At 71.8% G+C, this 11,538-nt stretch carries 10 protein-coding genes and 1 pseudogene; 8 read left to right on the forward strand and 3 right to left on the reverse strand.

The window, feature by feature from the left end; translation table 11 throughout:
* Window positions 1–95 precede the first annotated feature (95 nt).
* The 7 genes from B4V06_RS16050 (at window position 96) to B4V06_RS16080 (ending at window position 7,678) form a co-directional block, all read left to right on the forward strand.
* Window positions 96–1,499 carry a hemolysin family protein gene (locus tag B4V06_RS16050; RefSeq protein ID WP_123114865.1) on the forward strand — a complete coding sequence of 468 codons (1,404 nt, stop codon included), beginning with the start codon at window positions 96–98 and terminating at the stop codon, window positions 1,497–1,499.
* A gap of 72 nt (window positions 1,500–1,571) precedes the next feature.
* Window positions 1,572–2,438 carry a universal stress protein gene (locus B4V06_RS16055; RefSeq protein ID WP_123112971.1) on the forward strand — a complete coding sequence of 289 codons (867 nt, stop codon included), beginning with the start codon at window positions 1,572–1,574 and terminating at the stop codon, window positions 2,436–2,438.
* Window positions 2,439–2,544: 106 nt separating this feature from the next.
* Window positions 2,545–3,441 (forward strand): complex I NDUFA9 subunit family protein, encoded by an 897-nt coding sequence (locus B4V06_RS16060; protein WP_498170603.1) that lies wholly within the window; start codon window positions 2,545–2,547, stop codon window positions 3,439–3,441.
* A 157-nt stretch (window positions 3,442–3,598) separates the two neighbouring features.
* A complete protein-coding gene (locus B4V06_RS16065) occupies window positions 3,599–4,777 on the forward strand; it encodes a tubulin/FtsZ family protein (protein ID WP_176329394.1) in 1,179 nt (392 codons plus the stop codon).
* 13 nt (window positions 4,778–4,790) lie between these two features.
* On the forward strand, window positions 4,791–5,465 hold the full coding sequence (cofC, locus tag B4V06_RS16070) for a 2-phospho-L-lactate guanylyltransferase (protein ID WP_498170605.1): 675 nt from the start codon (window positions 4,791–4,793) through the stop codon (window positions 5,463–5,465).
* 79 nt (window positions 5,466–5,544) lie between these two features.
* On the forward strand, window positions 5,545–6,708 hold the full coding sequence (cofG, locus tag B4V06_RS16075; RefSeq protein WP_498170606.1) for a 7,8-didemethyl-8-hydroxy-5-deazariboflavin synthase subunit CofG: 1,164 nt from the start codon (window positions 5,545–5,547) through the stop codon (window positions 6,706–6,708).
* A gap of 109 nt (window positions 6,709–6,817) precedes the next feature.
* Entirely contained in the window at window positions 6,818–7,678 is an 861-nt protein-coding gene (locus B4V06_RS16080) for a mechanosensitive ion channel family protein (protein WP_123112976.1), read from the forward strand.
* A gap of 60 nt (window positions 7,679–7,738) precedes the next feature.
* Here B4V06_RS16080 and B4V06_RS16085 read toward each other — a convergent pair whose 3' ends face one another.
* Window positions 7,739–9,229: an MATE family efflux transporter gene (locus tag B4V06_RS16085; RefSeq protein ID WP_498170607.1), complete on the reverse strand. Its 1,491-nt coding sequence runs from the start codon at window positions 9,227–9,229 to the stop codon at window positions 7,739–7,741.
* A gap of 160 nt (window positions 9,230–9,389) precedes the next feature.
* On the opposite strand from B4V06_RS16085, the gene thiE reads away from it, so the two are divergent.
* Window positions 9,390–10,022 carry a thiamine phosphate synthase gene (thiE, locus tag B4V06_RS16090; protein ID WP_123112978.1) on the forward strand — a complete coding sequence of 211 codons (633 nt, stop codon included), beginning with the start codon at window positions 9,390–9,392 and terminating at the stop codon, window positions 10,020–10,022.
* 58 nt (window positions 10,023–10,080) lie between these two features.
* Here thiE and B4V06_RS16095 read toward each other — a convergent pair whose 3' ends face one another.
* Together B4V06_RS16095 and B4V06_RS16100 are read right to left on the reverse strand one after the other, a co-directional pair.
* Entirely contained in the window at window positions 10,081–10,932 is an 852-nt protein-coding gene (locus tag B4V06_RS16095) for an SDR family oxidoreductase (RefSeq protein WP_498170608.1), read from the reverse strand.
* Window positions 10,933–11,366: 434 nt separating this feature from the next.
* Window positions 11,367–11,538 (reverse strand): annotated as a pseudogene (locus tag B4V06_RS16100) (short-chain dehydrogenase); the annotation flags it as partial.

Raw genomic sequence — 11,538 nt, forward strand, 5'->3', positions numbered from 1 at the left:
CCGCGGCCGGCGACGCCGCCCTTTTTAGTGTCGTGCCGACGAACCGGCGGCATGGTCTGCGACTCCCCTGCGCTCCGATCGACACGGAGGCACCGATGGTAGCCGTCGCGGTCTCCGTCGGCCGAGTGGTCGGCGCGCTGGTGTTGGTCGTCTTGAACGGCTTCTTCGTCGCGTCGGAGTTCGCGTTCGTCCGGGTCCGGTCGACCTCGGTCGAGCAGCTCGCCGCGGAGGGCCGCCCCGGGTCGGGCGCGCTCCAGGACGTGATGGGGAGCCTCGACGACTACCTCGCGGCGACCCAGCTCGGGATCACGCTCGCATCGCTCGGGCTCGGGTGGATCGGCGAGCCCGCGGTGGCCGCGCTCATCGAGCCGGTGCTCGGGACCGTGCTCCCCGAGAGCGCCGTCCACCTCGTCGCGTTCGCGATCGGGTTCAGCGTCATCACGTTCCTCCACGTGGTGTTCGGCGAGCTGGCGCCGAAGACGATCGCCATCGCGCAGGCCGAGCGAATGGCGCTGCTGCTCGCCCCGCCGATGAAGCTCTCGTACTACCTGTTCTCGCCAGGCATCGTCGTGTTCAACGGGGCCGCGAACGCCTTCACGCGCGCCATCGGCGTCCCGCCGGCCTCGGAGACCGACGAGACGATGGAAGAGCGGGAGATCCGACGCGTCCTCGCGCGCTCCGGCGAGGCGGGCCACGTCGCCGACGCCGAAGTCGAGATGATAGACGCCGTCTTCGAACTCGACGACACCGTGGTCCGGGAGGTGATGGTCCCCCGGCCGGACGTGACCAGCATCCCGGCCGACGCCGACCTCGCCGCGATCCGCGCGACCGTGCTCGACGCGGGCCATACCCGATATCCGGTGGTGGCGGCCGACGACGCCGACCGGGTGGTCGGCTTCGTGGACGTGAAGGACGTGCTGCGCGCCGGCGAGGCCGGCGACGAGTCGGCGACGGCCGCGGACCTCGCGCGCGACCTGGTCGTCGTCCCCGAGACGACGACCATCGGCGACCTCCTCGTCCAGTTCCGCGAGGAGCACCGCCAGATGGCCGCAGTCGTCGACGAGTGGGGCGCCTTCGAGGGGATCGTGACCGTGGAGGACGTGACGGAGGCGCTCGTCGGCGACCTCCGCGACGAGTTCGACGCCGACCACGGCGAGCACACGATCCGGGCCCAGGAGGGCGGCGCGTACGAGGCCGACGGCTCCGTCTCGCTGTCCGTCGTCAACGACGCCCTCGGGACCGACCTCGAGGGCAACGGGTACGAGACGCTCGGCGGACTGGTGTTAGACCGGCTCGGCCGCACGCCGGAGACGGGCGACGTCGCCGAGGCCGGCGGCCACCGCTTCGAGGTCACGGCCGTCGACGGCGCCCGGATCTCGACCGTGCAGATCGACCGGATCGACGGCGGTGAGGGGTCGGAAGGTGGGGATGGCAGGAGCGTCGACACCGGTGGCGACGGCGGAGACCCCGACGACAACGCCGATCGGACCAGCGAGTAGGGGGCGCCGACGAGCGGGAGACTCACACCGCGGCGCGGGCGTTTTTTATGAGTCGGTCGCGACTCTCCGCGTATGTTCGACCGGATCCTGTTCCCGACCGACGGCGGCGACGGGGCGGACGCGGCGTTCGACCACGTCCTCGACCTCGCGGCTGACCACGACGCGACGGTCCACGTCCTCAACGTCGCCGACACGACCCACGACAGCGTCACGCGGGTCGGCCGAGACGTGGTCGACGTGCTCGAACAGGAGGGCGAGGAGGTCGTCGAGGCGGCCGCGGACCGGGCTGCGGACCGCGGCGTCGAGACCGTCACGGCCGTGCTCCAGGGCGGCGTCGCCGAAACGATCGTCGCGTACGCGGCCGACCACGAGGCGGACCTGATCGCCATGCCGACCCGCGGGCGAACGGGGCTCGACCGGCTGCTCCTCGGGAGCACGACGGAACACGTCGTGCGTCGGTCGACCGTTCCGGTGCTCAGCCTCAGACCGGACGGCGAGCCGGCGCGGTATCCCTACCGGAACGTCCTCGTGCCGACCGACGGGAGCGACCGCGCCGACGAGGCGCTCGACCGCGCCGTGGCGCTGGCGTCCCGGAGCGGCGCGACGCTCCACCTGTTCTCCGTCGTCGACATCGGCAGCGTCGGGGCCGAGGCGTACTCGGGCACCGACGCCCTCGTGTCGGCGGCCGAGGAGGCCGTCGCGGAGGCCGCCGACGTCGCCGAGGCGGCGGGCGTGGAGACGGTCGAGCGCGCCGAAGTCGGCTCGTCGGCCGCCCGGGGAATCCAGTCGTACCTCGCGGACCACGACCTCGACCTCGTGGTCATGGGCACGCGCGGGCGGACGGGCGTCGAGCGCTACCTGCTCGGGAGCGTCGCCGAGCGCACCGTCCGGACCTCCCCCGTCCCGGTGTTGACGGTGCCGGACGACGAGTCGGAGTGAGGCGGAGGGCCGACCGCGCCCGGTGCGCGTCGTCGATCGCCGGCGCGTGGCCGCCTCCGTCTGACGCCGCGGTAGGTTTACGGGCGTTCCTCGCCTTACTGCGTGCATGAAAGTGTTGGTGGCAGGCGGAACCGGATTCATCGGGTCGTACCTCTGTCGCGCGCTCGCCGAGAGAGGCCACGACGTGACGGCCCTCGCGCGGTCGGGCGGGGAGCCGTCCGAGGGCGTCGACGTCGCCACGGGAGACGTCACGGACTACGACTCGATCGCCGGGGCGGTCGAGGGACAGGACGCCGTGGTGAATCTGGTCGCGCTCTCGCCGCTGTTCGAGCCGAAGGGGGGTAACGTGATGCACGACCGCATCCACCGGGGCGGGACGGAGAACCTCGTGCGCGCCGCCGAGGACGCCGGCGTCGAGGGGTTCCTCCAGCTGAGCGCGCTCGGGGCCGACCCCGACGGCGACACGGCGTACATCCGGGCGAAGGGCCAGGCGGAGGAGATCGTCCGCGAGAGCGACCTCGACTGGACGATCTTCCGCCCCTCGGTCGTCTTCGGCGAGGGCGGGGAGTTCGTCTCGTTCACCAAGCGGCTGAAGGGGATGTTCGCGCCCGGCGTCCCGCTGTACCCGCTCCCGGGCGGCGGGAAGACCCGGTTCCAGCCGATCCACGTGGAGGACCTCGTGCCGATGCTGGCCGACGCGCTGGAGGACGACGAACACGTCGGCGAGACGTACGAGATCGGCGGTCCGGAGACGCTGACGCTCCGGCAGGTGACCGACCTCGTGTACGAGGCCGAGAAGAAGGGCGTCACCATCGTCCCGCTGCCGATGCCGCTCGCCAAGGTCGGCCTGACGGTGCTCGGCGCCGTCCCCGGCTTCCCGATGGGGCCCGACCAGTACCGGTCGTTGCAGTTCGACAACACGACCGCCGACAACGACGTCGCCGCCTTCGGCGTCGAGACCGACGAACTGACCACGCTCGCCGCGCACCTCGGCGTCCGATGACGGGGACGATCCCGGGACGGGACGGCGATCCGACGGTCGACGCCGCGGCCGCGGCGCCGTTCGTGTCAACGAGGTGGATATCAGCGATGGTAACGCCAACCGAAGGCTTAAATACTCCATCACGTTCTGTTCATTTCAAAGGCGGAGGGAGCACACGATGAAACTTGCAATGATCGGATTCGGACAGGCGGGGGGGAAAGTTGTCGACAAGTTCCTGGAGTACGACAAACGGACGGGATCGGAGATCGTCCGTGCGGCCGCGGCCGTCAACACGGCCAAGGCCGATCTCATGGGCCTCGAGCACATCGCCGAGGACCAGCGCGTGCTCATCGGGCAGTCCCGGGTGAAGGGCCACGGGGTCGGCGCGGACAACGAGCTCGGCGCGGAGATCGCCGAGGAGGACATCGACGAGGTGCAGGGGGCCATCGACTCGATCCCGGTCCACGAGGTCGACGCGTTCCTCGTCGTCGCCGGGCTCGGCGGCGGCACCGGCTCCGGGGGGGCGCCGGTGCTCGCGAAACACCTCAAGCGGATCTACACCGAGCCCGTCTACGGGCTCGGCGTCCTGCCGGGCAGCGACGAGGGAGGCATCTACACCCTCAACGCGGCCCGCTCGTTCCAGACGTTCGTCCGCGAGGTGGACAACCTGATGGTGTTCGACAACGACGCCTGGCGGAAGACGGGTGAGTCCGTCCAGGGCGGCTACGAGGAGATCAACGAGGAGATCGTCCGGCGGTTCGGTATCCTCTTCGGCGCGGGCGAGATCCAGCAGGGCCAGGAGGTCGCCGAGAGCGTCGTCGACTCCTCGGAGATCATCAACACGCTCTCCGGCGGCGGCGTCTCCACGGTCGGCTACGCGGAGGAGGAGGTCGAGGAGCGTTCCTCCGGCGGGCTGCTCTCGCGGCTCCGCAACGACGACGGGGAAGACGAGCTCGACAGCGCGCACACCACGAACCGCATCACCAGCCTCGTCCGCAAGGCGGCGCTGGGCCGGCTCACGCTCCCCTGCGAGATCGAGGGCGCCGAGCGCGCGCTGCTCGTGCTCGCGGGGCCGCCGGAGTACCTCAACCGGAAGGGCATCGAGCGCGGCCGGAAGTGGCTCGAAGAGCAGACCGGCTCGATGGAGGTCCGCGGCGGGGACTACCCGTACCGCGGCGCGGGCTTCGTCGCGACCGTGATCCTGCTGGCGGGCGTCACGAACGTCCCGCGGATCAAGGAGCTCCAGCAGGTCGCCATCGAGGCGCAGGACAACTTAGACGAGATCCGCGAGGAGAGCGACGAGAACCTCGACGAGCTCGTCAGCGACGACAGCGACGAGCTGGAATCCCTGTTCTAGGGCGACCCTCCCGATGGAGGTCCTCGTCCCGTTCTCGACCGACCGCCCCAAGTCCCGACTCTCGGGCGCTCTCGACCCAGACGAGCGGGCGGCGTTCGCGCGGGCGATGCTCCGCGACGTCCTCGGCGTCGTCGAGAGCGCCGGCGGCGACCCGCGGGTGCTCGCGACGGGGCCGGTCGACGCCGATCTGGAGTGTCCCGTCGCGGTCGACGAGCGGCCCCTAACCGAGGCGGTCAACGCGGCGCTCGACGCTCACTTCGATGAGTCACCGGAGGGTGCGACACCCGTCGCCGTCGTCATGGCGGACCTCGCGCTCGCGACGCCGGCGGCGCTCCGGGAGCTGTTCGCGGCCGGGCGCGAGGCGGACGTCGCGATCGCGCCCGGCCGCGGCGGTGGGACGAACGCGTTCGTCGCGAGCTCTCCCGATTTCCGGGTCGACTACCACGGCGCCTCCTACCTCGACCACCGGCGGATCGCCGCGGAGGTCGGCGCGGGCGTCGCGGTCGTCGACTCCCACCGGCTCGCGACCGACGTGGACGAGCCCGCGGACCTCGCCGAGGTGCTGATCCACGCCGAGGCGGACGGCGAGGGCGGCGGTAGCGGTGGGAGCGAAGCGGCGCGGTGGCTCCGCGACGCCGGCTTCGCGCTCGACGCGGCGGGCGGACGGGTCGGCGTCGAGCGGTCGTGACGCGCGGACGGGGGCGACAGCGCCCGCGCTCGGATCCGCGACCGCGATCCTTTTTGAACCGCGAGCGTGAGGGACGGACGTGTTCACGGCGGCCGACGAGTACGGGATCGACTTATCGCTCGACGCGGACCGCGTCGAGCGGCTGCTCTCGGTGACGCCCGCCGACGTCGATCCCGCCGAGCGGCTCACCTTCGCGCGAAACGTCTTCGTGCCGCTGACGACCGCCTGTCGGTACACCTGCACCTACTGCACCTACTACGACGTGCCGGGCGAGGCCACCCTGCTCTCGCCCGAAGAGGTCCGCGAGCGCTGCCGGGTCGGCGCCGACGCGGGCTGCACGGAGGCGCTGTTCACGTTCGGCGACGAGCCGGACGACCGGTACACGGAGATCCACGCGCAGCTCGGCGAGTGGGGGTTCGACTCGGTCCACGACTATCTCTACCGGGCCTGCGAGATCGCCCTGGAGGAGGGGCTGCTCCCGCACTCGAACCCCGGCGACCTCACGGAGGCGCAGTTCGCGGCGCTCCGCGAGGTGAACGCCTCGATGGGCGTCATGCTGGAGACGACCGCCGACGTCGACGCCCACGCCGGGGGCCGCCGGAAGACGCCCGGCCAGCGGCTCAACACGATCCGGGCGGCGGGCCGACAGGGGGTTCCGTTCACCACCGGCATCCTCGTCGGCATCGGCGAGGGCTGGCGCGACCGCGCGGAGAGCCTGCTCGCGATCCGCGAGCTCCACGAGCGCCACGGGCACGTCCAGGAGGTGATCGTGCAGAACGTCGTCCCGAACGAGCGGTCGGACTTCGCGAAGCCGGACCTGTCGACGATGCGCCGCGTCGTCGCGATGGCCCGGGCCGCGCTCCCGCCGGAGGTGTCGGTGCAGGTGCCGCCGAACCTCTCGCCCGCGGCCGACCTCGTCGGCTGCGGGATCGACGACCTCGGGGGCGTCTCGCCGGTGACGGACGACTACATCAACCCGGCCTACGAGTGGCCCGACCTCGACGGGCTCCGAGCGGTCGCCGACGCCGGCGGGATGCCCCTCCGCGAGCGGCTCCCGACCTACGCGCGGTACCTCCCGGACTGCGTCCGCCCGGCGGGCGTCGACCCCGCCCCGGCGCCGACCGGCCGCGACGCGTGGATCCCGCCGGCGGTCCGCGAGCGGATCCGCGCGGGCGACGTCCACGGGCGGCGGCTCCGCGGGGTCGCGCGGGGTGACGGGCCGCTCGCGGTCCGCGGCGACTGATCGGGAGTCCGATTCGCGGGTCGCGCCCGGCTCCGAAGCGGGCGACCGCCCCCGATAAACAACTGCGCTGCCAGTAGCTTCTTTAAATACCCCTCCGAAGGGATGTGTGATGCTACCACTACAGTTCGGCGGTGCCGGATTGAGCGCGGCGCTGGCGGGGGTCCTGTTTTCGGTGACGCTGTTCCTCGTCGGGTTCGTCGGCGTGTTGCTGCTGGGGAAGGTCCTGCTCGTGCCCGCGGTCGAGCGGGTACTGAGTTCGCGCGGGTTCGACGGGGCCGTTCGCAGCCTCGGATCGAGCGTGACGAACGCCGTCGTCTGGGTCGCGGCGATCGCCATCGGGTTCACGATGGCCGGCTACGGCGCCTTCCTCTCGGCGTTCGCCGTCTTCGGCGGCGCCATCGCGCTCGCGATCGGCTTCGCCGCCCAAGACCTCCTCGGCAACTTCGTCGCCGGGATCTTCATCCTGAAGGACAAGCCGTTCGAGGTCGGCGACTGGATCGAGTGGGACGGGAACGCCGGGCGCGTCGAGGACATCGACCTGCGCGTCTCGCGGGTCCGGACGTTCGACAACGAGCGGATCACGGTGCCGAACGGCGACCTCGCGAACAGCGCCGTCACGAACCCGGTCGCGTACGAGACGCTGCGCCAGAAGTTCGTCTTCGGGATCGGCTACGACGACGACATCGCGCAGGCGACCGACATCATCACGGAGAAGGCGGAGGCTCACGAGGAGATCCTCGACGACCCGGGCGTCTCCGTCCGGCTCGTCGAGCTCGGCGACTCGGCCGTGGGGCTCCAGTCGCGCTGGTGGATCGACGACCCGGACCGCGGGGACTTCGTCCGGGTGCGCTCGGAGTACGTCACCGCGGTGAAGGAGGCGTTCGACGAGGCCGGCATCGACATGCCGTACGTCCACCGGCAGCTCACCGGCAGCGTCGAGGTGCTCGAGTCGGTCGCCGACGACGAGTAACGAGACGGCCCCGCCGCGGGACGGTCCCGCCACGAGGCGGTGGACCGCCCGCGGCGCCTTTTAATCGGTCGACCGCTCTTCGTCGACCGACGCGTCGCCGTCCGCCGCGTCCGGCCGGTACTGCCGGCTGACGGCCTGCCACCGGTTCGACCGGAACCGCGCGAGGTTCAGCCCGGTCGGCACCAGCTTCTCGACTATCACCGCCGCGTACAGCCCGCCGACGCCCAGCGGCGTCACCAGCCCGAGCAGCGCGACGGGGATCGCGACGATGTACGACCCGATCATCGACGCCGCGAACGGCCACCGGGTGTCGCCGGCGCCGCGCAGCGACCCCGTCACCGAGCCGCCGATGCCGAGCGGTATCGCGGAGACGGCGGCGACGACGACGAACGTCGCGGTCGCCGCCACGGCCGCCGGGTCGTCGACGAACACGCCCGCGATCGGGTCGGCGGCGAGGAGGACGACCGCCGACGCGAGCACGTAGACGACCGCCGACAGCCGGATTACGTCGCGGGCGTACTCGGTCGCGAGCGACTCCTCCCCCGCGCCGAGCCGCTGGCCGACGAGCGTGCTCGCGGCGATGGAGAAGCCCCAGCTGAAGCTTCCGAGGAGCGCACGGACGCGCCGGCCCACTTCGAGGGCCGCGACGGTCGCGTCGCCGAACGAGGAGGCGACCCACAGCAGGGGGAAGACGGCGACCCCCTCGGCCACTCGGCGCCCGATAAGGGGGGCGGAGACCCGGACGAGCTGTCGGACGAGCCCGGCGTCGATCCACGGCCCGGCGCGCCGGATCGGGACTGGCGAGGCGCCGCGGCCGAAGTACGACCGACCGGTCATTCCCCACGAGAGCGCGACCCCGACGGCGGCGATGGAGAGGGCGGTGCCGAGCCCCGCGCCGAGCACGCCGAGGCCGACGCCGAGCACGAGCCAGACGGTGAGCGCGACGTTGAGGAGCGCGCCCCCGGCCCGGACCACCATCGGCGTGAACGTGTCGCCGACGCCGGCGTACGTGCGGCTCGCGATCATGTTGAAGAACTCGAAGGCGAGCGCCGGCGCGGTGACGGCGAGGTACACCGTCCCGGCCCGGAGCGCGGTCCCCTCGCCGCCGACGAGCGCGATCAGCGGCTCGGCGAACGCGACGAAGCCGACGACGATGGGGACGACGAGCGCCAGCGCGACGACGAGCGACCCCTTGACGACGAGCGCGGCGCGGTCGCCCTCGCCGCCGCCGTAGTTCTGCGAGACGAGCGACACCGTCCCGCCCGCGAGCCCGATGGAGACGAACTTCGCGAGCTGCCAGTAGGCGAACGCGAACGCCATCCCGGCGACCGAGGGCGCCCCGAGCGCGATGCCGACGACCGCCAGGTCCACCGTGTTCTTCGACATGATCGCGAACCCGGTGACGACACGGGGCCACGCCAGGTCGAGGGTTTCGCCGAGCCGACCGCGGTCGATGACGCCGGCGCGGTCGAGCCCGTCCGCCGTCGCCGAGCCGATCCGGGAGAGGGCGCCCCGGAGCCGAGCGGCCGCCGCCCGGAGTCGTGATCGCATCGCCGTCGGTACGACCCGGGAGGGCTTGGGTCTGTTCACCCCGGCAGACCGCCCCGCTCGCGCGGCCGGGCGAGCGGCGATCGAAAGGGACTCCGAGCGACCCGCCCGCCCGACCCGCCGAACGGTACTTTTTCACACCTACCACCAAATCATACAACCGATGAATCCCACGGAGTGGCGGACGTACCTCGTGACGCAGGCGAGCCGGTCGGCGGGTCGCGACACCGAGACTGTCGTCGAGGCGGCGATCGCGGGCGGCGTCGACGCCGTGCAGCTCCGCGAGAAGGACGTGCCCGACGACGAGCGGTACGAGATCGGGCGACGGCTGCGGGAGCTCACGGCCGACGCCGGCGTCCCCCTGATCGTCAACGACCGGGTCGACATCGCCGCCGCGGTCGGCGCCGACGGCGTCCACCTCGGGCAGTCCGACCTGCCGATCGGGGTCGCGCGCGAGCAGCTCGGGGAGGCGGCGGTCGTCGGGCGCTCCGCCTCCACGGTCGAGCAGGCGCGGGCCGCCGAGGAGGCGGGCGCGGACTACCTCGGCGTCGGCGCGGTGTACGGGACGGAGTCGAAGGCGGTGCCCGACGCGAAGGACGGGATCGGGACCGAGCGCGTTCGGGAGCTCGCCGAGGCCGTCGAGATTCCGGTGATCGGGATCGGCGGGATCACCGCCGACAACGCGGCGCCGGTCGTCGAGGCGGGCGCGACCGGCGTGGCGGCGCTCTCGGCGATCGCGGCCGCGGACGACCCGGGAACGACGACCGCGGCGCTGCGGGAGGCGGTCACGGAGTGACGGCCGGTCGGGGCGGGACCCGGCGGACGCCGGCGCTCACGGCGCGCCCCCGACCCGGTCACGCTTCGCGTTCGAACTCAGGATCGAACAACCGCGCCGACATCGGTGCCGGGTCGCCGTCGGTGAGGTTGTAGTCGGAGAAGTCGGTGACCCCCGCCTCGCGGAGGAGCGCCTCGTCGTAGAAGCTGTGGCCCGTGCACTCCGCGGGGTCGCGCGCGAGAATCTCGAGCACCGCGTCGGAGACGATCTCCGGGGTGCGCCAGTCGTCCTCGGTCCCGAGCCCGAAGTAGCGGGTCGCGCGGGTGTCGACCGTCGTCACCGGCCAGAACGTGTTACAGCCGACGCCGTCGCTCGCCAGCTCCTCGGCCAGCGAGAGCGTGATAAACGACATCCCGAGCTTCGACCACGCGTACGGCGCCTTCCCCGGCGAGCGGTCGGTCGTGACCGGCGGCGAGTTCGACAGGAGCCACGCCCCGTCGAGCCCCGCGAGGTGGTCGGCGAACGCGTGCGCGACGAGGTGGGTCCCCCGGACGTTCACGTCGGTCAACAGATCGAACCGATCGGCCGGCAGGTCGGCGACGTTCGCCAGCTGGATCGCGCTCGCGTTGTTGATGACGACGTCGACCTCGCCGAAGTGATCGATCGCTTCCTCGACGACAGCCTCGACGCGGTCCTCGTCGCGGAGGTCGAGTTCGAGCGCGAGCGCCTCGGCCCCGCGGTCGCGCACCTCGCGGGCCGTCTGCTCGACCGAGCCCTCCAGCTCCGAATCGTCGTCGTCGGTCGTCTTACCCGTCGAGACGACGTTACAGCCGCGGTCGGCGAGCGCGAGCGCGAGCTGCTTGCCGATGCCGCGGGTCGTTCCGGTGATAAAGGCCGTCGAGCCCGAGAGGTCGGGGTCCGCGAGTGTCATACCCCCCGTTCGGCCGACCGAGGGATAATTCTCGGTGGTCGATCCGCGAAAGCGACGATATGATATTTAAATATTCGAGGGCATCAACGACGATCGCTTATAAATGAACGATGCGGTCGGCGCGTGCCGACGAGCGGCCGAAGGCCGCGAGTCGCCCGCGCGAGGGACGCCGCGAGCGACGTGGGCGACCGAAGGGAGCCCCAAGCGAGCGGCGAGGCTGGGGAGGTGTGAGGTGCGGTCGCGACGCGACCGGGGGGACTCAAAGGGGCAGTCGCGAGGACGGCGCAGGCGACGTAAGCACTGGAGGGAATGAGCGACGCGAGCGACCGAAGCGCGCAGCGAGCGTGCGCCGTCCTCGCGACTGGGGCTTTGGAGGTGGTCACCACCGATCCGCCAGCAACCGTTTATAAACGAGCGACTGGGGCTTTGGATGCTTATCGCGTCGCTTTCTTCCATTCGCGCAGCCCCAACCGATCGCCGTTCAGGTCCTCGGCGGGCGCCTCGGTGGCCGCCCAGACGAACAGCGGGGCGACGCTCTCGGGGTCGCGGGCGCGCTCCTTCCCGGTGAGGTCGGTCGCGACGAGCCCGGGGTCGACGACGCCGACC

Source organism: Halorubrum sp. B53 (assembly GCF_059752395.1).

Excerpts from the sequence above, each read along its gene's own strand:
- B4V06_RS16050 (WP_123114865.1), top strand. The coding sequence starts at position 96 with ATGGTAGCCGTCGCGGTCTCCGTCGGCCGAGTGGTCGGCGCGCTGGTG.
- B4V06_RS16055 (WP_123112971.1), top strand. The coding sequence starts at position 1,572 with ATGTTCGACCGGATCCTGTTCCCGACCGACGGCGGCGACGGGGCGGAC.
- B4V06_RS16060 (WP_498170603.1), top strand. The coding sequence starts at position 2,545 with ATGAAAGTGTTGGTGGCAGGCGGAACCGGATTCATCGGGTCGTACCTC.
- B4V06_RS16065 (WP_176329394.1), top strand. The coding sequence starts at position 3,599 with ATGAAACTTGCAATGATCGGATTCGGACAGGCGGGGGGGAAAGTTGTC.
- cofC (WP_498170605.1), top strand. The coding sequence starts at position 4,791 with ATGGAGGTCCTCGTCCCGTTCTCGACCGACCGCCCCAAGTCCCGACTC.
- B4V06_RS16080 (WP_123112976.1), top strand. The coding sequence starts at position 6,818 with ATGCTACCACTACAGTTCGGCGGTGCCGGATTGAGCGCGGCGCTGGCG.
- B4V06_RS16085 (WP_498170607.1), bottom strand. The coding sequence starts at position 9,229 with ATGCGATCACGACTCCGGGCGGCGGCCGCTCGGCTCCGGGGCGCCCTC.
- thiE (WP_123112978.1), top strand. The coding sequence starts at position 9,390 with ATGAATCCCACGGAGTGGCGGACGTACCTCGTGACGCAGGCGAGCCGG.
- B4V06_RS16095 (WP_498170608.1), bottom strand. The coding sequence starts at position 10,932 with ATGACACTCGCGGACCCCGACCTCTCGGGCTCGACGGCCTTTATCACC.